The sequence below is a fragment of the Synechococcus sp. 65AY6A5 genome (genome assembly GCF_002760415.1).
In the GTDB taxonomy this organism is placed as follows: domain Bacteria; phylum Cyanobacteriota; class Cyanobacteriia; order Thermostichales; family Thermostichaceae; genus Thermostichus.
On record NZ_AXUW01000003.1, the window covers coordinates 1 to 23,891 of the forward strand.

The window sequence follows — 23,891 nt, forward strand, 5'->3', positions numbered from 1 at the left end:
GGCAATCAAATCCTCCGCTGGAATATTCCTGACTTCTTGACTATAAGCTAGTCGTTCCCTTTGCACCTTCTCTTCTTTGACTTTTGCACTGCAGTAGGTCTTTTTTTTAGAGTCATTCCTTGCTTTTTCAAGAAATTATGTATCGTGACGATGCTTACATTGATTCCTAAGCGCTCGCGCAACAGTTCTTGATACTGCCACAGGTAGAAGTCTGGGTGTTCTGTAATAATTGCCATCACTTCCTGCCGATGTTGTTCCAAAATGCCCACTCGCTTGGTGCCTGCTTTCTTAGGGGCTAAATCTTGAGTTTGTTGGTACTGACGCACCCAGCGGTGTACTGTTCTTTTGGTCACCATGAAGCGTTTAGCTACCTGGCGGATGGAGGTGTTACCTGCCTGATAGGCTGCTACAACTCTTTGCCGCAAATCCAAAGAATGAGTCGGCATTCCTTTCTCTCCTTCCTCTTGAATACCTGTACCCTATTTTAAATTAAAAGGCTGTACCAATGGTTTCATCTATAAGCCGGCTACGGTTGAAATTGCGCCTGGCACCAACCCCGCCTTTCTGGATACCGGGGAACTCACCCAAGATCCCTCGCTTCGTCGCCACCGCCCTCCCTTGGCCGTCACCTTCCGGCAGAAGAGCAACAACGCCATCTTCACGGTGGTGGTCAACCACTTGAAGTCGAAGGGATCCCCCTGTGATCCTGTCGACAACGATCCCTTCCAGGGCAATTGCAACGGCAACCGCAGGCGGGCTGCCCAGGAAATCCTGAACTGGTTGTCCACCAACCCCACCGGCTCCACCGATCCGGATGTGCTGATTATCGGGGATCTCAACGCCTACGCCAAGGAAGACCCGATCAAAGTCTTGGAGGAGGGCGGATTTACCAACCTCAACGGCCCCAACAGCTATTCCTTCAGCTTCCAAGGTCAGTGGGGATCCCTGGATCACGCCTTGGCCAACGCCAGCTTGAGGCCGCAAGTGACCGGGTCGGCCAAGTGGCACATCAACGCCGACGAGCCAGTGAGCCTGGACTACACCACGAGCTTCAAGAGCGCCTCACAGCAGAGCCTCTTTTACGCCCCGGATCCCTTCCGTTCTTCCGATCACGACCCGGTGATCGTCGGCTTGAACCTGACGCCGACGCCAACGTCAACCCCGACGCCAACACCCACACCGACCCCAACGCCAACCCCGACCCCGACACCCACGCCGACCCCAACGCCCACGCCAACTCCAACACCAACACCTCCTCCAGTTAACCTGCCTCTAACCGAAGACTTTGACAACTGCAACCCCGCTCCCGCTGGCTGGCAGATTGTGGATGTGGATGGCGACACCACCCGCTCTTGGCGCTGCGTCAATTCCTATGCCGAGGCCAACGCCTTCGGCGGCCAGCAACCGGGTGATGATTGGCTGATTACTCCGCCTCTGAACCTGGCTTCGGCCAACAACCCGGTTCTGACCTTCCGCAATCAGAGTTCCTTTACCGATAGCGGCGTTCCTTTTCCGCAACTAAGCGTTCTTTACTCCACCGATTACAACGGTGCGGGCACTCCGGCGGCGGTGCAGGCAGCCACTTGGACGGCCCTGACGATTCCCAATCCCTCTACAGGCCAATTTGTGGATTCTGGAAACATTTCTCTATCTGGGATCCAACCTCCTGGCCGTGTTTACATTGCCTTCCGCTATCGGTCTTCTGGCACAACTTCTGGCAGAGCCACTCGCTGGCGGGTGGATACGGTTAGGATTGCCGGGAATTAGGACTGGGATCCAAGTGCCAAACTGACTTCGATGGGCAGGAGCTGGGGGAGCGGCTTTGCTTCTCCAGCTTTCTTTTGCTCGCTTTTTTCCCTGAAAAGGGAGCCATATCAGGATTGGGGTAGGGTGGCGGCGTCCTTGTCTCAATCGAGACGACCTGGGATCCCCGCCTGAGCGCAGACCTGGCCCTGGCGATCGAACAGGGTTACCTGCACCGGCAGGGATCGAGCGGCATACTTTTGCACATAGGCTGTCGCCCGCTGGCGGATTTGTCGGGAAAGCTCCTGCAGCACCGGCTCTGCCCAGCCCAGATCCTTCAGATACTGCACCGCTGCCTCTACCGTCCTCAGCTCCAGCACCTGCCGCGCCTGCTCGGCTGTTCCCCCGCAGCGGATGAGGGCTGCCGCCAAGATCTCCAGGCGGGCATCGGCCACATGGCTGGAAGTGGTGAAAATGCCCCCCGCCAGCTTGATCAACTTGCCGTGGTAGCCGATCAAATGAATCGAGTCTGCCCCTCGCAATGCCGCTTCCACCAGCAGCGGCCCGATCCAATTGGCCACCAGTAGAATTTGTTCTGCTGGGATCCCTTGCCGCAAGGCCACCTGCTGCCCATGGCTGCCCACGCAAAAGGCCAGATGCCGGTGGTTGGCCAATTTCTGTTGCAATTCGCGGCGGGCCCGCTCCAGGCTCTCGGCACTGGCAGAAGGCTCCACCTCGGCCCGCGTTCCCAAGAGAGCCAGTCCCTCCAGCACCCCAAACGCCGCATTGGAAGTCCGCTCCGCCAAGAGTTTTCCCTCCGGCAAGATGATGCGCACCCGCAGGCGATACCCATCCGGGATCCCAGGCGAAAGATTGATCTCAAACAGGCGCCGAGCGTAAGCATAGATGGCCGGGCTGCCATCAGCATGCCGCCCCAGCCCCTCTCCCGCTTCCAGGAGCAAAGGCGGAGTGGCGGGATCCCGTTCCTCCAAGCCCACCCAGGCCCAGACCGGCGTGTTGCGGGTGAGATCCAGATGAGGGCCGGGATCCGAACGGGTAATGGCCAAAGCGGTGTTCTCCGAGAGAGCAGCCACCTGCTCCACTGGGATCCGGATGCAAACATCAGGGAACTGGGGCTCCACCTGCACTGCAATGACAGGATGAGCGCCGTCCTGCTCCAAAGGGATCCCCAGAAGGCGGCGGAGAGCGGCTTTAGCAGCAGCCACCGCAAACACGGGCAAGGTATAGCCCTGTTGTGACGAGGGGGGAACCGCATCCTGCATTTTTTGCCTGGAAATAGAGAGGAACCTGCTCTGGAAAAAACTTTGGAGAGAGCCTGTCTCAATTGTGGCCGACGCCAGCCAGCAGGACTGGCTTGATAGGGCAAACTCCTGAAGCCGACTTTAGTGCTCCAACCGCGTAATCGTTAAATGATCTGGGGGAAGAAGGGGAGGAGCGAGAACTTATCTCTTTCAATGAAAGTAAAGAGTCAGAACCGGGGCAGCTATGAGCGAAACCTTGCAGCACTATTTTGAGCGTCTGGAGTTGCAAATTCAGGAGCTGAAAGCTGCCATCGAGCGGATGCCGGAGCAGGTGGCGGCTGCTCTCCTGGCAAAGCAGGAGGCTAAAAAAAATGCCCCCGCCCCCTCCCGTTACAGCGTTCTCACCTCAGACTTGGTGGAAGATGGGAGCCACAACTTTTTGCTGGAGGAGGATCCCCCTGTAGTAAGCAACCGCAGCCCGGCGTATGAACTTGCTCCTGAAGCCCAGATCCAGCGCCTGAGCGCCCAGCTAACCGCTGCCTACAACCGCATTGCTGCTCTAGAAGAACAGCTCTTGGCGCAGCGCCTGCGGCAATGACCTAGCGAGGTTTCGGTGGAGGGGTGGCAAGTGTGCTGTTTTTGCGCTGCACATCTTGCATCTGGAAGCCGTGCTTGCGCAGCTCCTGATCCAACAGCAGCTCGTTTTCCACGTGATCCACAAACAGCACACCGTTGAGGTGATCGATTTCGTGTTGGATAACCCGCGCCAGCAGGTCGTCGGCTTGGAGGGTGCGGGGCCGCCCGGTTTCGTCCTTAAACGAAACCACCACCCCCTGCGGCCGCATGACCTCGCAGAAGACGCCCGGAATGCTAAGGCAGCCTTCCTGGCCGGCTACAACTTCGCCGAGGTACTCGCGGATCTCCGGGTTGATCAGCACCAGCGGTGGCACTTCCGGCTTATCGGGATAGAGATCTACCACAATCAAGCGCTTGGGAATGCCCACCTGGGGAGCTGCCAGGCCAATGCCATCGGCGCTGTACATCGTCTGCAGCATGTCTCGCGCCAACTGGCGGATCTCGTCGTTGACCTGGCTGACGCGCTTGGCCGGCTGCCGCAGCACCTTGTCACCCATGCGATGGATGCGCAGAGGCGGGTTTTTCAGCTTGGCTTTGGGGACAGAAAGGGTGGCCACCATCCGGCAGGTCTCTCAGAATAAACAACAGCAGACATCCCGTCTGGACTTCCATTCTACATTCAGTCCAAGCCGTGCCGAAGCGATGCGTCTGCTGTTCAGCTCCCCTCTGCCTCTGCCAGAGAAGCTGGGAATAGTTGCGTCAGCAGCACGGAGTGCTTGGGCTCGGCAGCGGGTAGGGCCGAAGGACTGGCTCGGGCTTGTTTGCAATCACCAAAACCTTGGCGGCGCAGGCCCCGTCCTCCCCCTTTCCCCCCGTATACGGGAGGATGCAAGGGGGGCTGGGGATCAGCCGCCTTCTATGCCATGTTCGCCAGCCCCACCCCGTTTGGGGAGGGTGCAGCGTTGTCAGTATCTGGGCTTAGGTCCAGGTTGGGGTTATGGCCTCCCCCACAAACATATGGCAGTCTCCCGCCCCTGTAGCTCGCGACAAGCGAGAAAGAATCCGGACTGGGGAGAAGGTCAATACAACTCGGAGCTGTCTTCCTCGACCTCTGGGGATCCCTGTTGGTCAATGGCTTGCTTGAAGCCCAGGGCCACCAGAATGTTGGAGAGGGTGAGGAAAGCCTCTGCTCCCCCATGCAAGGGATCCACATTGGCCAGGGAAGTGCCGTAATGCAGTTGGGCATACAACCCTGCCGGGATGCTGACGGCCACAAACAGTAGCAGCAGCCAAAACCCGATCAAAGCCAGGCGCGGGATCCGGCGGAGCCGCGACAGGAAAAACAAGAAGGCCAAATAGGGAAATAGAGAAAGGGCAAACAAACTGTCCATCGCCTAGCTTGGATCCCTCCTCCCAAGGGACTGATCCGCCTGCTCCGCCCGCCAAATGCGGTAGGCAGCCCAGGCCAGAGTGCAATTGCCCAGAAGTGTCAAGCTCGCCTGGGCAGTTACCACCCAGTTGAGGGCGGGATCGTTGTCAAACCAGTGCCAGGTAATGGCACACATTGCCCCCACCAGAGCAGGCAACATCGCCCAGCTCAAGCCGCGCCACTCTGGCCGGCCCGTTCGCTCCCCAAACTGCCACACGCAAACAATGGCCGCCAGCCATTCCAAGACGCTGGCAATGTGAATCCACCAGGTGGGAAACGAAAGGGCGTGCATCAAACCTCAAGAGAATGGCGCAGCAACTGGCGGTAGGTGGCCTCCTGCAACAGCATTTGCTTGTGCAGCTTGACCAGGATGTCCTTGGCCTGCTCAGGGCTCATGCGAGCTACCAGCGTCTCGAAAGCCCGCTGGCGAAATTCTTGCTCCAGAGAGAGACCTAGCGTTTCCTCCATTGTCGTCACCTTGAGACTCTTAGGGTAGGTGAGAGACTCGCGCTAGGATATCCCAGCGCTGCTCCCAACAAGCACTGCAAGCAGGACAATACATATCTTAACAATCTAGTTTAACAAGTTGCAACAAAACGACAAGGGCCTCCGGATACCGGTCGAGCCAGAGCTGGAGGGGAAACTCAACAAAGGAGCGGGAAAAGTACACGCCCGTAAAGTTTGACAAAAGCACATTTTGGATGGGAAAGTGCGAAGATTTTTGAGCGGCGATCCCTTTACATCCTGTCATGTTGTGCGATTAGGCGGGGCCCCGTGATAAAAGTGAAGTACCTTGAGCTTTGGTTGCCGCTCTTTCCGATTCGCGCCTTGCTTTGCTTGAATTGCCATGACCATTTTTGTGGGAAACCTAAACTATAAAGCCTCAACAGAAGAGCTAGCAGCTTTCTTCCAGCAGAGGTGGAACGTTAAGTCGGTTACAATCCCGATAGACCGAGAAACGGGCCAGACACGGGGCTTCGCGTTTGTGGATTTGGCCACGGAGGCCGAGGAAGAGGAGGCCATCGACGTCGCCAACGGCCAGGAATTTATGGGCCGACCTTTGCGTTTGGATCGAGCCAGGCCGCGCCGACAGGCTTAGCTTCAGCGGGGATTCCTCATCTGACTCCGAGTGGGGTGCCAATCCAAAAGTTGGCAAGGCAGGCAAACGGCGGGCAGGAGTGAGGGCAACGGATGGAAGGGCTTCAAGGCTGCTTGAGATGGTGAAGCTGCTGCATTTTTCCGATATTCATTTGGGCAGTGGCTTGGCCTACGGCTCCATCAACCCAGCTACGGGGCTGAACACGCGTTTGGAGGATTTTGTCGCTTCTTTGCGCCTATGCATTGATCATGCCCTCGATCAGGCTGTGGATCTGGTGCTGTTTGGGGGCGATGCCTTTCCCGACGCGACGCCGCCGCCGCTGCACCAAGAGCTCTTTGCCCAACAATTTCGCCGCCTGGCCGATGCCCGGATCCCGACCGTTCTCTTGGTGGGCAACCACGACCAGTACGGGCAGGGGCAAGAGGGCAACAGCTTGGCCATCTACCGCGCTCTGGGGGTGGCGGGATTCGTTGTGGGGGATCGGCTGCAGACCCATTGGATTGAAACTCGCAGCGGCCCGGTGCAGGTGACCACCTTGCCTTGGCTAAACCGCTCCACCCTGCTTGCCCGCCAGGAGAGCCTGGATCTCAATGCCGAAGTATTCACTCAGCAGCTCCTGCAGCGCCTCGATCTGGCTCTGGAAGGGGAGATCCGCACTTTGCAGCCAGGGATCCCGGCGATTTTGTTGGCCCATGTGATGGTGGATACAGCCCGCTACGGGACGGAGCGGCATCTTTCGGTGGGCAAGGGAGTGACGGTGCCCCTGTCGCTGCTGGCGCGGCCCGCCTACCAATACGTGGCTTTGGGTCATGTGCACCGTCACCAGGTGTTGTGTCGGGATCCCTTGGTAATCTATCCCGGCAGCATTGAGCGAGTCGACTTTGGGGAGGAACAAGAGGAAAAAGGTTGTGTGTTGGCAGAGGTGACGGCCACGGGGGCGAGCTACGAATTTTTGCCCTTGCCCACCCGCACCTTTCACTCCATCCGCCTTGATCTCACCCCCTATCCCCCCCAAGAGGTGCAGGCCAAACTGCTGGAGGCCATTGCCAAGGCCCCTGTACCCGGCTCCATCCTGCGCCTGATCTACCGCCTCCGCCCTGACCAGCTCGATTGCGTTGACGAGCGGACCCTGCACCAGGCCCTCGCCCCTGCCTTCAGCTATACTCTCGTCCCAGACGTGGTCAGCCCCAGCCGCATTCGCCTGCCGGCCCTGGATCCCAGTTGTCTAGAGCCCCTGACGGCCCTGGAGCACTATCTGGCCGACCGCAGCGATCTGGCCCCCTTGCGCAACGAGTTGCTAGCCGCTGCTCGTCAGTTGTTGGCGGAAGCAGCAGATCCCTTGTCAGAGGGAAATGCCAACAGGGAGGAGGCAGATCCTGCAAGCCTTGCTGAAGGGGAAGAGCAGCAATTGCCCTTGTTTTAAGGCCCTGCCTCTGTTTTAACCTTGGCCGCTAGCTGAGGGGTTCTTGCCGAGTGATCTGGATCACCTCGAGAGGGGGGAAAACGCCAGAGACTGGAGCTGGGTTGAAGACGTTGGCAGCGACGGCATCAGCTCACTCACAGGGAACTGACCAAGACTGGTGGCATCCCAGCCACCAGTCTTTTTTGTTTTGGCCAGAAATAAGGATCCCGGTTGTGGGCCGGGATCCCTTGCTGTTTTGACCTGGACTTTGGGGCTGTCCCCGAACCTAGGGGTGCAAGTAGGTGTAGGCCCGCAGGTTGTCTTCAAAGTGCTGCTGCAAAGCGCGGGCCTGGGCCAGGCTGATCTGCCCCCGTTGCAGAGCGGCTTCGGTGGCGTGGTGGAGGGTTTCCACCAGGTCTTCGCTGTTGTACTGCACCCAGCTCAGCACTTCGCCGATGGTGTCCCCCTTGATGACTTGGGTGACTTGGTAGCCGCCGGGACGGGTGCGGATGTGCACCGCGTTGGTGTCCCCAAACAGGTTGTGCAGATCCCCCAGGATTTCTTGGTAGGCGCCCCCCAGAAACACCCCCAGCAGGTAGGGCTGCCCGTTGGGATCGTGCAGCGGCAAAACTGAGGTGATCTGCCCGTCTTCGCCAAAGAAGCGGTTGATCTTGCCGTCGCTGTCGCAGGTCAGATCGGCCAGGGTGGCCCACTGGCGCGGCTCCTCGTCCAGACGGTGGATGGGCATGATGGGGAACACCTGGTCGATGGCCCAGCTATCCGGCAGGGATTGGAAGAGGGAGAAGTTGCCGTAGTAGATGCTGGCCAGCATCTCGTCCAGATCCAGGAGATCTACGGCCACCGGCTGCCCCGCCTGGTGCTGCTCGTAGGCCAGCGTGCAGATCTTGTCGGAGCAGTTCCAAAACAGCCGCTCCACCTCGGCCCGCTCCCGCAAGCTGAGGGATCCCTCGGTAAATTGGCGCAGGGCGGCCTCTTTCAGCTCCTGGCAGCGGCGATAGTCGGCCACCAGGGTCTCGGGCCGGATCTCGTAGTAGAGCTGGTTCAGCTTTTGGATCACCTCAGCATCGGAGGTGAGCTGGGTGGGCATGGGGTAGGGGCTGGCGGCGTTGACATCCTGGATGTCGAAGACCAGCACCGACTGGTGGGACATCAGGGCCCGCCCGCTTTCGGTCACCAGCACCGGCGGCTGGATCCCGTGCGGCTGCAGGGCGGTCAGCACCGTCTGCACCACGGTGGCGGCGTAATCTTCCAGGCTGTAGCTCTGGGAAAAGTGGCTGGTGGACTGGGATCCGTCGTAATCGACCCCCAAGCCGCCGCCGACATCCAGATAGCCCATCGGCGCCCCCAGCTTGACCAGCTCGATGTAGATCTGGCTGGCCTCCCGCACGGCCCGCCCATGCACGCTCACCATCGAGATCTGCGAGCCGATGTGGTAGTGCAACAGGCGCAGACAGTGCAGCTTGCCGACTTCCCGCAGCCGCTCCACCACTTGCAACATCTCGGTGGCCGTGAGGCCGAACTTGGCCCGATCCCCAGCCGAGGTGCCCCAGCGGCCACTGCCCTGGGCGGACAGCTTGGCCCGCACCCCCAGCAGGGGATCAATCCCCAGGTGCTCGGCAGCTTGCAGCACCAGCTCCAGCTCTTGCAGCCGTTCCAGGACGATGATGGGGGTGCGCCCCAGCCGCTGGGCCAAGAGGGCCGTTTCCATAAAGTCGCGGTCTTTGTAGCCGTTGCAGATCAACAAAGCCCCAGGTGTATCCAGCAGAGCCAGGGCGATCAACAGCTCCGGCTTGGATCCCGCCTCCAGGCCAAAGTGGTAGGCACGGCCGTGCTTGACCACCTCTTCCACCAGGTGGCGCTGCTGGTTCACCTTGACCGGGTAAACCCCTCGGTAGACGTTGGGGTAGCCAAAGCGCTCGATGGCCTGCTGAAAGCTCTCACAAATCCGCCGCATGCGGTCGGCCACGATCTCGGGAAAGCGAATCAACAAAGGCAACTGCAAACCCCGCGCCACCAGATCCGTTACCAGGTGGTACAGGTCGATGCCCCCTTCCTGCTGCTGTGAGCCCTGTGGGGTTACCTCCACATGACCGGCGGCGTTGATACGGAAGTAGGGATCCCCCCAACCAGAAATGCGATAGAGCTTTTCGCTGTCTCGCAGTGTCCAGGGAGAACGAGTCAAAGTCGGCATAGTAGTCCCCCAGATACCGAGATGTGAACAGCGCAGGATTTCTGCACAGAACCCACAATATATTGCCCTATTCCAAGATAGGTCAAGATTTTTCCAAGGCAGGGGGGATCCGGCCCCAAACCGGCTAAGCCTTGCCAGATAAGGCTTTGGCCTGAGGATCCCTCTGCAGTTGCTGCAGAACTCAACTCTCTCGTTCTCTTTTTTTCGCTGTTTTTCTTTGTTTTTCTCGCTCAAGCTTCGTTTTTTACTCTGGATCCAGAAGCGGGGTTGGGATCCCAACTGTTGCCCAAGAGCGCAGCGAATCCTGCAAGGATCGGCGACAAGTTGGTGGAGGGAAGAAGCTGCCTTTTGCGGAAGGTTGTCCCCTCTGGTGCTTCCCAGAGCTCAGGATGGCCACCCTTGACAGGGCTCCGTAGGCAAGACAAGGATCGGGGCGGAGAGCTTGGAGCGCCTCAGCTATGGTGCAACTGCCCCGCCTTCGCCGCCGAGAAATGCTGCTGTCGTTGCTGGCTGCTGCTGGCCTGAGCGCCTGCCAAAGGGGATCCCGTTCTGGGCAGGCTGGCCCTGTTGCCGACAGCCAGCTTGCCGCTGAGACCTTGTTGATCAACGGGGCCGGGGCCACCTTCCCGGCTCCCCTGTATTTGCGCTGGTTTTCCGACTACCGCCAGGTGGATCCCAAAGTCGAAATCAACTTCCAGCCGGTGGGCAGCGCCGCCGGCATCCGCCAATTTATCGACCAGACGGTGGACTTTGCCGCCAGCGACGTGGCCATGACCGATGCCGAAATTGCCGAAGTCAAGCGGGGCGTGGTCATGATCCCGATGACGGCAGGCAGCATTGCCGTCGGCTACAACCTGCCCGGGATCCGCTCCGGCCTCAAACTGTCCCGCTCGGTGTTGGTGCAGATCTTCCGCGGCCAAATTACCCAGTGGCGGGATCCCCAGATTTTGGCCCTCAACCCCGACCTGGAGATCCCCGACCTGCCCATCGCCGTCTGCTACCGCTCCGACGGCAGCGGCACCACCGACACCTTTACCCGCCACCTGGCCGCCATCGACCCCACCTGGGCCTCCGAGATCGGCGTCGGCATGTCCCTGGAGTGGCCGGTGGGCATTGGGGTGAAAGGCAACGAAGGCATGAGCGCCCAGATGCTCCTCAGCGAAGGGGTGATCGGCTATGTGGAATCGGTCTATGCCCGCGACCTGGATCTGTCGGTGGCGGCCCTGGAAAACCGCCGCGGCGAGTTCGTCCTCCCCACCCCGGAAGCCTCGGCCCTGGCCCTGAGCGAAATCGAGCTGCCCGACAACCTGCGGGCTTTTGTGCCCGATCCCGCCGGCGCGGGGGCCTACCCCATCGTCACCTACACCTGGATCCTGGCCTACCGCCAGTATCGGGATCCCGCCATGGCCAACGCCCTGCGGGCAGTGCTGCGCTGGGCCCTCAGCGAGGGACAAGCTCTGGCCGCAGAGATGGGCTACCTGCCCTTGGCCGAAACCGTTGTAGCCCGCAGCCTGGAAGCCCTGCAGCTTATCCAGAGCTAGCCGCCCTTGCCCCAACCGGTCCTGGAAGCAAGGCCGCGGCAGGTACGGAGATCCGTAACTGTTCTGCCTTCCAGTCGCCAGAAATGGGCGGCATTCTCGCCCTGACCCAGATGCCCTGCTGGTTAGGATCGACCTAGGAAACGGCTAAATACCTGCTGAATTTTCACGGATTGGCTGCCCAAGCTACTTCATACAGCCTGGCGGCGGTAGCCGAGGTCACGTCTTGAACAAAAGGAGAACAAGGAGCCGATGGGAAAAGTTGTAGGAATTGACTTGGGCACAACCAACTCGGTTGTCGCCGTAATGGAAGGGGGCGTCCCCACTGTCATTCCCAATGCCGAGGGGAGCCGCACTACACCCTCAGTGGTCGCTTTCACCAAAGATGGGGAGCGCCTGGTGGGCCAGATGGCCCGTCGCCAAGCGGTGCTCAACCCCGAGAACACTTTTTACTCGGTCAAGCGGTTCATCGGGCGCAAGTACGATGAGCTGAACGTCGATGCCAAGCGGGTCTCCTACCAGGTGCGGCGGGATGAGCGGGGCAATGTCAAGTTGTACTCACCCCGCATGAACAAGGAATTTGCCCCCGAAGAGATCTCGGCCATGGTGCTGCGCAAGCTGGTAGAAGACGCCAGCCGCTACCTAGGCCAACCGGTCACCCAAGCCGTCATTACTGTCCCGGCCTACTTTAACGACTCGCAGCGGCAGGCCACCAAAGATGCCGGGAGGATCGCCGGCTTGGAAGTGCTGCGCATCATCAACGAGCCGACGGCGGCTTCCTTGGCCTATGGCTTGGACAAGCGCAACAACGAGACCATCCTCGTCTTCGACTTGGGCGGTGGCACCTTCGACGTCTCCATTCTGGAGGTGGGGGATGGCGTCTTCGAGGTGAAGGCCACCAGCGGCGATACCCAGTTGGGTGGCGACGACTTCGACAAGAAGATCGTCGACTGGATGGCCGAAGAGTTCAAGCGAATGGAAGGGATCGACCTGCGGCAAGACCGGCAGGCCCTGCAGCGGCTGACGGAAGCCGCCGAGAAGGCCAAGATCGAGCTGTCCAGCGTCTCCGAGACTACCATCAACCTGCCCTTCATCACCGCCACGGCCGATGGTCCGAAGCACCTGGAGTTGAAGCTCTCCCGCGCCCAGTTTGAACACCTCTGCGCCGACTTGCTGGAGCGCTGCAAAGGGCCGGTGGAGCAGGCCCTGCGGGATGCCAAGCTCACCAAGGCCGACATCAACGAAGTGGTGCTGGTGGGCGGCTCCACCCGCATCCCGGCGGTGCAGCGGCTGGTGAAGGAGCTGCTGGGCAAAGAGCCCAACCAAACTGTCAACCCCGACGAGGTGGTGGCCGTGGGTGCTGCCATCCAAGCTGGCGTGCTGGCGGGCGAGGTCAAAGACGTGCTGTTGCTGGATGTCACCCCCTTGTCTTTGGGGGTGGAAACCCTGGGCGGTATCGCCACCAAGCTGATCCCGCGCAACACCACCATCCCCACCCGCAAGTCGGAGATTTTCTCCACCGCCGAAGATGGGCAGACCTCGGTGGAAATCCACGTGGTGCAAGGGGAGCGGGAGTTGGCTCGCGACAACAAGTCCCTGGGCCGCTTCAAGCTGGACGGGATCCCGCCGGCTCCCCGCGGTGTGCCGCAGATCGAGGTGACCTTCGACATCGACGCCAACGGCATCCTCAAAGTGACGGCCAGAGACAAGGGCAGCGGCAAGGAGCAGAGCATTTCCATTACCGGCGCCTCCACGCTGGATAGCAAAGAGGTGGAGCGGATGATCGCCGAGGCGGAAAAATACGCTGCCGAAGACCGCGCCCGCCGCGAGAAAATCGAGCGCCGCAACAAGGCCGACTCGCTGGCCTACCAGGCTGAGCGGCAGTTGAAGGAGCTGGGAGACAAGGTCTCCGCCAGCAAGCGCAGCCAAATCGAGACCCTGGTGCGAGAGCTGCGGGAGGCCATCCAGCGGGACGACGACAGCGCCATCCAGAGCAAAGAGCGGGAGCTGCAAGAGGCCCTCTACGCCATGAGCAGCGAGCTCTATCAGCAGCCCGGCGCCGCTTCCAGCTCCACCTCTGGGACAACCTCCGGCGGCAGCGACGACGTCATCGACGCCGACTTCACCGAGAGCAAGTAACGACAATGGGATCCCCCTGGGGCCCGCAGGGCGGATCCCGCCTTTGTCTGGAGCATCGATAATGGGGAGGGACGGGATGGGCGATAGCGTCTAGCCCGCCTCTTTCTCTTTTCGTCAACAGGTCAGAGGGAGGGATCCCTTGATGCCTGGCCTCTTGGTTTTCTGACCCTTCTCAGTGACTTGCCTGCGGACGCCTCCATGCAAAATTTCAAGGACTACTACAAGATTTTGGGGGTCAGCCAGACGGCCACCGCCGACGAGATCAAGCAGGCCTATCGGCGCCTGGCCCGAAAATATCACCCGGATGTTAACCCGAACAACAAAGCTGCCGAAGAGAAGTTTAAGGAGATCAACGAAGCCTACGAAGTTCTCTCGGATCCCGGCAAACGCAGGCAATACGACCAATTTGGCCAGTACCACCAGCAGGGCGGGTTCCGCTACCGGCGGGATACCTACAGCCAGCCTTACAGCAGCAGCCCTTTTGGCGACAGCTCCTTCAGCGAAGACTTTGGGGGAAGCGGTTTTGGCAGTGGCGTCGATTTCAGCCAATTTGAGGATTTTCAAGACTTCATCGATCAACTGCTGGGCCGGGTGCGCAACTCAGGTGCGGATCGCAGCAGTAGCTCCGCTGGCAACGCCAACTACGATGCGGAGGCCACCATCCAGCTCACCATTCCCGAAGCTTTTGAAGGGGGCAGACGCCGCCTACGGGTGGGCGGGGATCGCGTGCTCGAGGTCAACATCCCAGCAGGGATGACGCCAGGGAAGCGGATTCGCCTGCGCGGCCAAGGCCACCCCAAACCCAACGGCGGCGCCGGCGACCTGTACCTCAAGATCGAGCTGAAGGAGCACCCCTTCTACCGCCTTGAGGGGTTTGACGTCTACTGCGATTTGCCCATCAGCCCCAGCGAGGCCGTCTTGGGCGCCCAGGTGGAGGTGCCCACCTTGGATGGAGTGGTGAAGCTGCGGATCCCACCCGGCATGCAGCCGGGGCGAAAGTTGCGCTTGGCAGAGAGGGGTTTTCCCAAGGGCAATGGAGAGCGGGGCGATTTCTACGCGGTAGTTCAGATCTATTTGCCCACCCGTGTTTCGGAGGAGGAGCGGGAGCTCTACGAAAAGCTGCAGCGGGTTCAGTCCTATGATCCCCGTGCCGCCCTCAAGCTCTAGCTAGAAGGAGGAGTGGGCGGTCGGAGAGCGCGATCCAGGAGTTCCATCGGGTGATAAATGGGGATCCCGGCCTTGCCTTGCAGACGCAGGTGCTTCTGGAGCTGCAGGCGGCAGCCGATATTGGCGGAGACGATCCCCTGGGCGCCGGTGTTGAGCAGGTTGGCCACCTTCTGGGATCCCAGCTCGTCGGCCACCTCGGGCTGCAGCAGGTTGTAGACGCCGGAGCTGCCGCAGCAGAGGGCGGCATCGACAGGATCCCGCAGCTCCAGCCCGGGAATTTGCCGCAGCAGTTGTCGCGGCTCCTGGCTGAGGCGCTGCCCGTGCAGCATGTGGCAGGCATCCTGATAGGCCAGCACCAAGGGATCCGGCTGCAGGGGGTACAGGGGAGCGGTCAGCCCTACCTGCGCCAGAAACTCCTGGATATCCTTGACTTTGGCCGCAAACTGAGCCCCTTTCTCTTGGTAGTCGGGATCCCTGGCCAAAAGGTGGCCGTACTCCTTGAGGGTGTGGCCGCAGCCGGAGGCAGTCACCAAAATGGCATCCAACTCGTAGCCGGCAAAAGCATCCACCATCTGGCGGGCCAGGGCTTCTGCCTGCTGCAGTTGCCCTTGGTGGTGGGGCAAGGCCGCACAACAGCCCTGGGCGGGCGGGATCACCACCTCACAGCCGTTGTGGGTCAAGACGCGAATGCTGGCCTCATTCACCTGCGGGGCAAACAGGCGCTGCACGCAGCCGAGGAGCAGCCCCACGCGAAAGCGGCGTTCGCCCACCGCCGGGATCCGCTCCGGGTAGCGCTTGGGCAGCAGTTGCCCCACCTCAAGAGGGGGCAAGAGGGATTCCATGGCCGCCAGGCGCGGGGAGACCTTCGCCAGCCCTTGGCGGATCCAGGCGCCGACCCCCATTTTTTGGTAGAGCCAAAGGGGCCAGAGCAGAGGCCGCAGCCGCGCCGGGTAGGGGAAGAGCCAGAAGATGAACTGGCGGTACAGCCAATCCCAAAGGTTGCGGCGGTGGTTGCGCTCGATCTGCGGGCGGGTGGCGGCGATCAGCCGGTCGTAGCGCACCCCCGAAGGACAGGCGGTAACGCAGGCCAGACAGCCCAGGCAGGTATCGAAATGGGAAACCACTGCTGCCGAGAGAGAGATTTGGCCTTGATTGAGGGCGTCCATCTGGTAGATGCGCCCCCGCGGCGAGTCTGTCTCCTTGCCGAGGACGCGGTAGCTGGGGCAGGTGGTCAGACAAAACCCACAGTGCACACAGGCATCGATTAGCTTTGGATCCGGCGGATCCAGGCTGTCAAAACTCGGCCTTTTGGATGAGCTCATCGGCCTCGACCTATCGCGCTTTCAACACTTCATCACCCCCGTAAAGAGAGAATTGGCCGTTCGGGGATCCTGTCCCCTCCTTTTGCTTCCGGGGTTTTTTGCATCTTAATCTGGGAACAGAGCGTCTGAGACTTCTATCCAGATCCAAACGCTCTTTTCGTCCGTACTACCCTAGAGAAGGGACATACCCGGCCGATTTCTCCTCGTCGTTCATTTCCCAATGAAAGTGCAACACCTCTTCACCCCAGCTCTTGTGGGGGCAGCTCTCTCCAGTTTGAGCCTATCTGGAGCGGCTTTTGCCCAGGCCAACCTGCGGGAGCTGCCCCCCGATCTGGCCGAACAGCTCACTACAGAGCAGATCTTGCAAGCCTGCGCCGCCAACCAGGCAGACACCTTGCCCAGCCCCTTCCCAGACGTGGTGCCGACCGATTGGGCCTACAAGGCGGTGCTCACCCTCTACTACTGCGGCGCCTACCGGGGGGCCATTCCCCCGGAGACCTTCCGGCGCTACCTGGAGCAACAGCGGGGATCCCAAACTTAGCTCCCTGTCGGATACATCTCCTGGATGAGGTGGGCGTAGCGCTCGGCCACCGGGTTACGCTTAATTTTCAGCGTCTGGGTCATGAGGCCGTTTTCCACGCTCAGGGGCTCTGGCAAAAAGCGGAAGTCGGCAATTTGCTCGTGGGGCCGGTAGCCAGGACGCTCTTGGATGCGGGCCCGCACCTCCTGCAAAATCAACGTGCGCACCTGCGGGTGGCCCAAGAGCTCGGCCTCCGCAGCCGGGATCCCTTGCTCAGCGGCCCAAGCCTTAAGGGCATCGAGGTTGGGGTAGATGAGGGCGGCCAGTTTCTTTTGGTCTTGCCCGACGATCACGATCTGGCTGATGTAGGGGGATTGCAGGCAGGCATCTTCCAGCGGCTGCGGCTCGACATTTTCGCCGTTAAGCAGCACGATCACGTCCTTGGCCCTGCCGGTGATCACCAGTTGTCCGTCGGGGGTGAGCCAGCCCAGATCCCCTGTTTCAAACCAGCCGTCGGGGCTGAGCACCTTGGCAGTCGCTTCCGGATTGTTGTAGTAGCCCATCATCACCTGCGGCCCCCGCGCCAGGATCAGCCCTTTTTCGCCAGGGGGCAACGGCTGCCGCGTCTCCGGATCCACGATGCGAAACTCCGTCCCTGGCAAGGGGGGGCCCGCCGTGCCGCGCACGTTGTTGTCAGGACGCCGCGCGCACAGCACCGGCGAGGTTTCCGTGAGGCCGTAGCCATTGAGGATGGAAATGCCCACCACCTCGTAAAACAGATCCAGGTAGGCGGGCAGGGATCCGCCGCCGGTGATGGCCTGTTGAAAATTGGGGCCTAGTGCTTGTCGCACCTTGTGGTAGATGAGCCAATCGGCCAGCCGATGCAGGGGCCAGAGCAGCCAATGTTGCAGGCGAGCCCGTAGGCGCACCCAGGGGCTGACTCCGTAATGCAAAATTGACTGGTTGCGAGCTATCCGTCCAGAGAGCACATGGCTTTCACTGACAGCCATCAGAGCACGGATTAGCCACTGCAGGAGGGGGCTTTTCTCTTTGAATTGCCGCTGGATCCCTTCATAAACGGTTTCCCAAATGCGCGGCACTGCCACCAAATAGTGGGGCTGCTCCTGTTGAAAATCTTGTTTGATAAAGCGGGGGCTGGTATAGACCAGCGTGCAGGCGCGACTAAGGAGAAAATACTCGCAAGCCCGCTCATAAGAGTGCCAAGTGGGCAGAATGCTCAACACCTTGTTCCCCGGTTGGGGCTGTACGACCGCGCCCAAGTTCTCCACCTGGTGCATCAGGTTGCCGTGGCTGAGCATCACCCCCTTGGGCCGACCGGAAGTGCCAGAAGTGTAGATGATGGTGGCCAACTGGGATCGCTCCAGCCGCGGCGGCTCGTAGCGGCGCTCCCGGCCTTTTTGCAGCCACTGAGAAAAATTCAATACCCCCGGCTCTTCTTCATCGGAAAGCAACAGCAGCCGCTCCAGGCCCAGCTCCTGCACAACCGGCCGCACCCGGCTTAGGGTCTTCGCATCCTGGGCAATCAAAGCGGTGCTGCCGGAATGGCGCAAAATGTAGCCCAGCTCCGCCGGATCCGCCACGGCGCTGCGCGGCACATTGACCGCTCCCGTAAACAGCGTGGCCAGATCTGCCATCAGCCAGCGGGGGGAATTGTCGGCAAAAATGGCCACCCGATCCCCAGGCCGAATGCCCAAAGCCTGCAAACCGGCAGCCAAGATCTGAATGCGGCGAAAGAGCTGCCCGTAAGAAATCTCAAAGACCGGCTGGGCATGGGGATCCCTGAGGGCAGTGTAATCGGCAAACTTTTCGGCCAGGACTTGCCAGATGTCGAGCAGCGTCGTCCCAGCGGGGGTAGCAGCAGCGGAGACAGTAGTCATAAATCTGTACCCTAAATCACATTTACAGTCTAGTAAACTTGGGCTTTTTCCCAAGACACCCCCAGGACAGTTCTCAATCTGTCACCAAATCCAACCCCTTCCCCTTGCGGGGAAAAGGTAGGGATCAACCCTACTCCCGGAAAAGCCTGAACTCATGAGGTTTTCAAGGTGCGCTCGCGAGGAAGTACCGAGACTTCCCGCCACAGATGTTAACCTCGCTTCCCCGAATAAGCGCAACTCAGAAAATTCGCTCTTTTGGGGACGTCATGCTGCATTTTCCCGCCAATCCCGGCAAAAGCTACTAGATCTTATGGCACCCGCAAAAAAAGCTAGCAATGGCTCCCCCCGATGGATCGGCCCCAAAACTTTACAATCTCGGCTAAGCTGAGAACCTCACAAAATAAGGTAGTCCGGCGGCTCGTAGGGGAGAGGCCCGCCGAAGACCTTGGTACGTCGTTTGGCGGTGGCATCCAGAGGGTAGGCCTGCAGGCTATCTTCCTCGAGGTTGAGCAGAGGCAGCCACGACTTTTCCAGCTCGGCAGTGTCCAGGGGGCATTCAACAACGGAGTATTGCGCTCGCTGGCAGCACTGTTCCAGGCGCTTGGCCAACTGTTGTCGGCGCTTATCGTCCACCACGTCGTAGCAAACCAACCATAGCCTCAGCGCAGCTCCATTGCTTCGTACTCTAGGTTGCCGCTCACCAGGCAACGGCCCAGCCAGCGGGCTTGCTCCAGCACGATTTGGCTCAGGGCTAGGCGACGCGATTGCGGAGGGTAAAGCAAAGGCTCGCAGAAGCGGCGCTCCAGCTCACCCAAAAACAGCTTTTTGGCCAGGGATCCCATGCTCCATCCGGCGACGGCTCGCAGTCTTCCGGGGTGAGCAAGCCGGCCTTGATGAGTTGGCTTACCCAGCATTTCGCTCATCCCTCTCACAAAGGCCTCGGCCTAGATGCCCTTAGATTCGTCGTCAAAGTACCAGTATGCTTTCCTAGAGATCCAACCGAATAACCTTGCTGCCCAAAATTTGCCTAATGCTCTCCAGACTGTCTTTTCTTGCGTTGAACCCAAAGGTATCTCGCTGTGGCTGCTAGCGCAAGCGGGAGTAGGGACGGGGATAGGGTTGGCGCATCTGCCGAGCCAGGTACACCTGAAAGGTTTGCGCCACCGCGCCCGCCCGCCGCAGGGGAACCTCTGCCACTGGCTCAATTTGTTCAAAGTAGGTGCCGTAGACAGCCTGGATCCCTGCTTTTTGCCAAAACAGCTGGGAGGTGACCAGCAGCCCATCTTTGCCCAGCCAGTCTTCAGGTTGGGACCAAAAGGCAAAGCCGCGCAGATCTTCATCCAGGCAGGTGAGGGGCTTCTCCGTCAGCGGCGCCAAGGCCATGCCGATCTGCCCGCCCAAAAAGTAAACGTTGGTGAAGATAAAATCCGCCTCTGCAAGAGCCTGGGCCAAGCGGGGATCCGTCTGAAACTGCCGCCGCAACTGTTCGATGTCAATCAGCTGAGTCGAGGGATCCCGTTCCACCGGCCACAGGCCCAGCCCGCCGGGATCCTGGAGGAGGCCGTAGCGCACATGGGCCAGCCCCACTGCCACCAACAGGCCCACTGCCACCGCCGTCCCCGCCAAGAGCTGCCTTGCTCCTGGCCACCGTTCCCAGCGGGATCCCAACAGCAAGCTCAGCACCCAAAACCCCGGCATGGGCCAGGTGGGGAGGATGGGCCGGTAGCCTCCCATGAAGGTAAAAGCCAACACCAGCGGCAGCCCACAGGCCAAGATTAAAAGCTGTTTCAGCTCCTGATCCGTGAGGCGTCTTCCCTGAACCAGCGCCAGCCCCACCCGCCCACCCTCGGCCAAGCTCAGCCCCAGCAGAGGGATCCCCAAGGTCGGGAAAAGGTACCCCATCTCCTGCAGCACCGTCAGCCCCAGCTCCTGCAGTTGATACCCTGCCTCCGGCACTGCTCGCCCCCCCTGGAAGCGGAAGGAGACCCAATCCTGTTGGGTGTTCCAGATTAAAACGGGGCTGAAGGCCGCCAAAAACCCCACCACCGCCAAGAGCGCCCATCCCGACCGAAGAGCGCAGCGGTGGGCCGGGCTGAGCAGACAAAAGAGCACCAGGCCAAACCCCAGCGCCAGGCCGTGGTATTTGCCCAGGCAGGCCAGCCCCACCAAGAGCCCAATCAGCGCCAGCCGCGGCCCCGGTCGGTAGCGCGCTGCCCCATAGACCCCCAATTTCCCCTCCGCCAAGGGAGCCGGAAAAAACTCCTGGGCAGCCACCCACAGGGTTGCCGCCGTAAACACCATCAGCGGGCTATCCGGCAGGGTCAGCACCCCAAACCCAATCCAGAAAATGGGGGCGATGCTGATGGTTGCCAGGGTGATCAGCCCCGCCTGTGGCGAAAAAAGCCGCGTCGCCGTCAGGTAAAGCAACAGGGAAGAGCCGGTGTAGGCCAGCAGGGATCCCAGTCGAATCGAAAAAGCCGACACCTGCCCCGTCAAAACAGGCCCCAAGCCCGTTGTCCAGGCCACCAGCGGCGGATGGTCAAAATAGCTCCAGTCCAGATGGCGGGTGTAGAGGTAGTAGTAGGCTTCGTCAAAGCCCGGTGGCAACAGAGCAGCCACCAAGCAGCGCAGAAGCAGGCCCAGGCCCAAAATCCACAGAGCAGCTTTCGGCAGCACAGGGGATCCCCTTGAGCGTGTGGACAGGTGTTATTGTCTCAGCTTTGGCCAGACTTGTCCCCAAAAAACCAAGTGGGGGCTCAGAATAAACTGAGCCTAAGACGTTGCCTCCGGCAGCTTTACCGAACACCCCAAAAGCTGGCCCAATTGCTCTGCTTCCGCCCTTGCCTTGCTATCATCAGAACCAAAGCCTAGGTACAATAAAGGCTCTCCCAATGCCAAATTCACCTTCACCGAAAAATAACTATCGCCATCGGAATCTGTTGACCTCTCAACTACAACTTGCTGAACATCTCTGAAGGAATAAGCTTTCCGCCCCCTTATTCCAAAGGGAGTGAGGTGCTCCTCCAAGATCTGGTAGAAGGAGCGGTCAAAGGTCAGCCGACGGCTTCCTAGCTTAGGTATTAGCGATAGACCTACCATTCCTGCTGGGAGAGAAAGTAGAAGTGCAGCAAACAAATCTCCTGAGTTAAAACTATCGCTGGCCACCAAGAGCTGACTCTCTGCACTCATCCGAAACGATTGGATCTTGGTTGCCAGTTGTCGAGCGTCGCTCTCGCTGGCGGCTGACCAAGCTTTTGTTTCTCCTGCAGGAGTTATGAGAGTAACGTAGTAATAGGTTGTCTCGTCTCCTTCGGAGTCTGTTCGAGTTTCAGTTTTGACTCGGGCTCCTCTTACATCATAATAAAACTCGATCTGTTTTGGTAAAGGCAGCAGTGGTTGAAAGACCACTTCAGAGGTGACTGTATCCTGATCAAGCCGATGGCAAGTGAAACGGCGATCCCCCCTGAAAAAGCCAAATCAGGGAACACAAAGCCAGCGCCACAAAGAAAATAACGCCAGCAGCCACCAGCGGAACCCCAGGCTCTAGACAAACGCGCTTGCTGGGGGTTTGCTCTACACATCTCATCCCTATAGGCTTACCTCCGTCGGGATCCCTGGGCCTTGCCCTCATTATTGCTTGCTGGTGTGATACTTGACCGTTTTCCGGAATACAGAGCTTTGCTCATTTTGAGAGCAGAGTTGGGTTGCGAGATCCAGGGCAAAGCCAGAGAATCCTCTTGCAGATAAGCTGGGCGCTCCAGGACTTGTACTGGCTGGCCGGGACGATAGATGTAGATTCTTCGGCTTTCCGGGTCAATTAGCCAGCCCAGTTGGGCGCCGTTGTCGAGGTACTTCTGCAGCGTGGCTTGCAAAGCAACCAGATCGTCCACAGAGGAGCGTAATCCGAGCCTAGGAAGGCAAAGCGATGGCGCTCCTCGGAGGTAAGCTGTTCCGCTACGCAACGCTAAACAAAAACGAACTTTTGTAAGGACTTCGTCCCGCTTACGCGATCATAGATAGTAAGCAAAACCTTGAGGCTTTGCCTCAAGGAACTATCTAGAGGCATCTTGACAGCGCCTTTGCGAGTTCGTTTTTGAACTGCGTCAAAATCCCCCGCCTTTAGGCGGTGGGAGTGTCAAGTTCGTGGTTGCTGATAGCCATCGGTTAAGGGCTGGTGGAAAAAGAGGGCAGCTCGGGGCAGATTATTCCCAAACTAAGCTGAGATCGGCAACAAAGCCAGGGAGGGCGGGATCCCCTTCTAGGTAAGCTGGGCGCTCCAGAACTTGGACGAGCTGGCCGGGGCGATAGACGTAAACTCGCTGGCTTTCCGGGTCGATCAGCCAGCCCAGTTGGGATCCGTTCTCGAGGTACTCCTGCAGCTTGGCCTGCAAAGCAGCCAGGTCGTCGGAAGGGGATCGCAATTCCAGGACAAAATCCGGACACAGGGGGGCAAAGCGGCGGCGCTGCTCTGGAGTAAGCTGCTGCCAGCGCTCCTTGGCAATCCAGGCGGCATCGGGAGAGCGAATAGCCCCGTTGGGCAGGGCAAAGCCGGCAGAAGCATCAAAGGCCACGCCAAGCTGGGTTTGGCGGTTCCATTGCCAGAGTTGGGCGCTGAGGCTCAAGTTTTGGCGGCTGCTTTCGCTGCCGACAGGGGCCATGGCCACTAGCTCCCCTTTGGCGGTGCGCTCCAGGCGCAGCTCAGGGTTCTGCCGGCAGAGCTGTTCAAAGATTTCATCGGTCAACTCCAGGCTGGGCCGTAAGTTGAGGGAGATCACGGCCTTAGGGATCCCGTTTAGAGGATTTGAGGATGGGCTGGCGCTATTGTAGTCTTTTGGATCCCTCACCCCTAGCCCCTCTCCCACAGCCAGAGGGGAGGAAGTTGACACTCCCACCGCCTAAAGGCGGGGGATTCTTACGCAGTCCACAAAAGAACCCGTAACGGCGTTGTCAAAGCGCCTCTGGACAGTTCCTGAAGGCAAAGCCCCAAGGTTCTGCTGACTTTCTTAATCCGCCGGTTTCCGTAGTTCGGTCAAGCTTTTGCAACCAAAACCCCTGCGGCTTGTGAGTCTTGAGCCTAGCCAGCTCCTTGTTGTGCCACTGGTTAAAGGACTTGACTTTGCGGCCATCAATGATGAAGCTATGTCCTAAGTTGCTAACGCACGTGAGCCAGTTGTTGACTCCGTGGTCAATTGCTAGAGCTTTTCTCGGATCCAGCGATTTGGGCTGGGCAGGCTTGGCATAGACCCACTCCAGCTACAGACTTACAGGTCTGTTGCGCGGCGGAGACATACATTGCGATGAAGTGCTTGTTTTGGGTTCTCACCATCTCAGCGCAAAGCGCACCATAGCTTGCCCATCGCTTCGTTTTGAAATAGACTTGTCTCGCATAGTACAAAGCACAGTTGTACACCTTATTAGACTGTTGACACAAGTACTCTAGTAGGGGGACTAGCTCCCTGTTCCTGACTCGAACCTGCTGACAGCCGCACTCCATCATTGTTGGCAAGCGGCATGACAACCGCAGTCTGACATGGGCAAGCGATAATGCGAGAGGAAAGTCAACGGTACAATCACTACAACCATG

At 59.5% G+C, this 23,891-nt stretch carries 23 protein-coding genes and 1 pseudogene; 8 read left to right on the forward strand and 16 right to left on the reverse strand.

The features are described from left to right. A pseudogene (locus tag SYN65AY6A5_RS13565) lies at positions 1 to 446 on the reverse strand (helix-turn-helix domain-containing protein); the annotation flags it as partial. Positions 447 to 618: 172 nt separating this feature from the next. On the opposite strand from SYN65AY6A5_RS13565, the gene SYN65AY6A5_RS13570 reads away from it, so the two are divergent. Then, positions 619 to 1,767, forward strand: a complete 1,149-nt coding sequence (locus tag SYN65AY6A5_RS13570; protein WP_240527762.1) for a choice-of-anchor J domain-containing protein — start codon at positions 619 to 621, stop codon at positions 1,765 to 1,767. A 140-nt stretch (positions 1,768 to 1,907) separates the two neighbouring features. Here the strand turns inward: SYN65AY6A5_RS13570 and cbiD are convergent, their stop codons facing one another. Continuing rightward, positions 1,908 to 3,026: a cobalt-precorrin-5B (C(1))-methyltransferase CbiD gene (gene cbiD, locus SYN65AY6A5_RS13575; RefSeq protein WP_011429040.1), complete on the reverse strand. Its 1,119-nt coding sequence runs from the start codon at positions 3,024 to 3,026 to the stop codon at positions 1,908 to 1,910. A 223-nt stretch (positions 3,027 to 3,249) separates the two neighbouring features. Here cbiD and SYN65AY6A5_RS13580 point away from each other — a divergent pair, with 223 nt between their 5' ends. Further along, complete coding sequence (locus SYN65AY6A5_RS13580) at positions 3,250 to 3,603, forward strand: hypothetical protein (protein WP_011429041.1); 354 nt, start codon at positions 3,250 to 3,252, stop codon at positions 3,601 to 3,603. Between the two features lies 1 nt (position 3,604). On the opposite strand, the gene def is transcribed toward SYN65AY6A5_RS13580, so the two are convergent. The 4 genes from def to SYN65AY6A5_RS13600 form a co-directional block, all read right to left on the reverse strand. Further along, positions 3,605 to 4,201, reverse strand: a complete 597-nt coding sequence (gene def / locus SYN65AY6A5_RS13585) for a peptide deformylase (protein WP_099812609.1) — start codon at positions 4,199 to 4,201, stop codon at positions 3,605 to 3,607. Positions 4,202 to 4,660: 459 nt separating this feature from the next. Beyond that, positions 4,661 to 4,972 carry a DUF3593 domain-containing protein gene (locus SYN65AY6A5_RS13590; RefSeq protein WP_011429043.1) on the reverse strand — a complete coding sequence of 104 codons (312 nt, stop codon included), beginning with the start codon at positions 4,970 to 4,972 and terminating at the stop codon, positions 4,661 to 4,663. Positions 4,973 to 4,975: 3 nt separating this feature from the next. Further along, entirely contained in the window at positions 4,976 to 5,302 is a 327-nt protein-coding gene (locus tag SYN65AY6A5_RS13595) for a DUF2499 domain-containing protein (RefSeq protein WP_011429044.1), read from the reverse strand. Further along, the gene (locus SYN65AY6A5_RS13600) at positions 5,302 to 5,478 is read right to left on the reverse strand and encodes an NblA/ycf18 family protein (RefSeq protein WP_011429045.1); all 177 of its coding nucleotides are present in this window, start codon (positions 5,476 to 5,478) and stop codon (positions 5,302 to 5,304) included. The genes SYN65AY6A5_RS13595 and SYN65AY6A5_RS13600 overlap by 1 nt, the downstream gene beginning before the upstream one ends. A 379-nt stretch (positions 5,479 to 5,857) precedes the next feature. Here SYN65AY6A5_RS13600 and SYN65AY6A5_RS13605 point away from each other — a divergent pair, with 379 nt between their 5' ends. Both SYN65AY6A5_RS13605 and sbcD read left to right on the forward strand, forming a co-directional pair. After that, positions 5,858 to 6,109, forward strand: a complete 252-nt coding sequence (locus SYN65AY6A5_RS13605; protein WP_011429047.1) for an RNA-binding protein — start codon at positions 5,858 to 5,860, stop codon at positions 6,107 to 6,109. A 118-nt stretch (positions 6,110 to 6,227) separates the two neighbouring features. Continuing rightward, positions 6,228 to 7,532: an exonuclease subunit SbcD gene (gene sbcD / locus SYN65AY6A5_RS13610; RefSeq protein ID WP_011429048.1), complete on the forward strand. Its 1,305-nt coding sequence runs from the start codon at positions 6,228 to 6,230 to the stop codon at positions 7,530 to 7,532. Between the two features lie 265 nt (positions 7,533 to 7,797). On the opposite strand, the gene speA is transcribed toward sbcD, so the two are convergent. Continuing rightward, complete coding sequence (gene speA / locus SYN65AY6A5_RS13615) at positions 7,798 to 9,723, reverse strand: biosynthetic arginine decarboxylase (protein ID WP_099884776.1); 1,926 nt, start codon at positions 9,721 to 9,723, stop codon at positions 7,798 to 7,800. A 458-nt stretch (positions 9,724 to 10,181) separates the two neighbouring features. On the opposite strand from speA, the gene pstS reads away from it, so the two are divergent. The 3 genes from pstS to SYN65AY6A5_RS13630 all read left to right on the forward strand — a co-directional run bounded on the left by pstS (position 10,182) and on the right by SYN65AY6A5_RS13630 (position 14,567). Beyond that, positions 10,182 to 11,264: a phosphate ABC transporter substrate-binding protein PstS gene (pstS, locus tag SYN65AY6A5_RS13620; RefSeq protein ID WP_168173322.1), complete on the forward strand. Its 1,083-nt coding sequence runs from the start codon at positions 10,182 to 10,184 to the stop codon at positions 11,262 to 11,264. A gap of 249 nt (positions 11,265 to 11,513) precedes the next feature. Then, positions 11,514 to 13,400 carry a molecular chaperone DnaK gene (dnaK, locus tag SYN65AY6A5_RS13625; RefSeq protein WP_011429052.1) on the forward strand — a complete coding sequence of 629 codons (1,887 nt, stop codon included), beginning with the start codon at positions 11,514 to 11,516 and terminating at the stop codon, positions 13,398 to 13,400. 198 nt (positions 13,401 to 13,598) lie between these two features. Then, positions 13,599 to 14,567 carry a DnaJ C-terminal domain-containing protein gene (locus SYN65AY6A5_RS13630; protein ID WP_011429053.1) on the forward strand — a complete coding sequence of 323 codons (969 nt, stop codon included), beginning with the start codon at positions 13,599 to 13,601 and terminating at the stop codon, positions 14,565 to 14,567. On the opposite strand, the gene SYN65AY6A5_RS13635 is transcribed toward SYN65AY6A5_RS13630, so the two are convergent. Beyond that, on the reverse strand, positions 14,564 to 15,889 hold the full coding sequence (locus SYN65AY6A5_RS13635; protein WP_099812605.1) for a heterodisulfide reductase-related iron-sulfur binding cluster: 1,326 nt from the start codon (positions 15,887 to 15,889) through the stop codon (positions 14,564 to 14,566). The two genes, SYN65AY6A5_RS13630 and SYN65AY6A5_RS13635, sit on opposite strands and share 4 nt — an antisense overlap. 220 nt (positions 15,890 to 16,109) lie before the next feature. Here SYN65AY6A5_RS13635 and SYN65AY6A5_RS13640 point away from each other — a divergent pair, with 220 nt between their 5' ends. Then, complete coding sequence (locus SYN65AY6A5_RS13640) at positions 16,110 to 16,430, forward strand: hypothetical protein (protein WP_011429055.1); 321 nt, start codon at positions 16,110 to 16,112, stop codon at positions 16,428 to 16,430. Here the strand turns inward: SYN65AY6A5_RS13640 and SYN65AY6A5_RS13645 are convergent. The 8 genes from SYN65AY6A5_RS13645 to SYN65AY6A5_RS13680 form a co-directional block, all read right to left on the reverse strand. After that, a complete protein-coding gene (locus tag SYN65AY6A5_RS13645; protein ID WP_099884778.1) occupies positions 16,427 to 18,307 on the reverse strand; it encodes an AMP-binding protein in 1,881 nt (626 codons plus the stop codon). The genes SYN65AY6A5_RS13640 and SYN65AY6A5_RS13645 overlap by 4 nt on opposite strands. A 393-nt stretch (positions 18,308 to 18,700) precedes the next feature. Continuing rightward, positions 18,701 to 18,958 carry a CRISPR-associated endonuclease Cas2 gene (gene cas2 / locus SYN65AY6A5_RS13650; protein WP_240527297.1) on the reverse strand — a complete coding sequence of 86 codons (258 nt, stop codon included), beginning with the start codon at positions 18,956 to 18,958 and terminating at the stop codon, positions 18,701 to 18,703. Between the two features lie 8 nt (positions 18,959 to 18,966). Then, positions 18,967 to 19,149, reverse strand: coding sequence for a hypothetical protein (locus SYN65AY6A5_RS13655; protein WP_041438029.1), 183 nt, complete (start codon positions 19,147 to 19,149; stop codon positions 18,967 to 18,969). A 244-nt stretch (positions 19,150 to 19,393) separates the two neighbouring features. Next, positions 19,394 to 20,983: a glycosyltransferase family 39 protein gene (locus SYN65AY6A5_RS13660; RefSeq protein WP_099884780.1), complete on the reverse strand. Its 1,590-nt coding sequence runs from the start codon at positions 20,981 to 20,983 to the stop codon at positions 19,394 to 19,396. A 96-nt stretch (positions 20,984 to 21,079) separates the two neighbouring features. After that, positions 21,080 to 21,715, reverse strand: coding sequence for a hypothetical protein (locus SYN65AY6A5_RS13665; RefSeq protein ID WP_143597174.1), 636 nt, complete (start codon positions 21,713 to 21,715; stop codon positions 21,080 to 21,082). A 188-nt stretch (positions 21,716 to 21,903) separates the two neighbouring features. Further along, positions 21,904 to 22,197 (reverse strand): Uma2 family endonuclease, encoded by a 294-nt coding sequence (locus SYN65AY6A5_RS13670; protein WP_011429059.1) that lies wholly within the window; start codon positions 22,195 to 22,197, stop codon positions 21,904 to 21,906. A 312-nt stretch (positions 22,198 to 22,509) separates the two neighbouring features. Continuing rightward, entirely contained in the window at positions 22,510 to 23,082 is a 573-nt protein-coding gene (locus SYN65AY6A5_RS13675) for a Uma2 family endonuclease (protein ID WP_099884784.1), read from the reverse strand. Between the two features lie 172 nt (positions 23,083 to 23,254). Then, positions 23,255 to 23,560 carry a transposase gene (locus tag SYN65AY6A5_RS13680; RefSeq protein WP_099884786.1) on the reverse strand — a complete coding sequence of 102 codons (306 nt, stop codon included), beginning with the start codon at positions 23,558 to 23,560 and terminating at the stop codon, positions 23,255 to 23,257. Positions 23,561 to 23,891 lie beyond the last annotated feature (331 nt).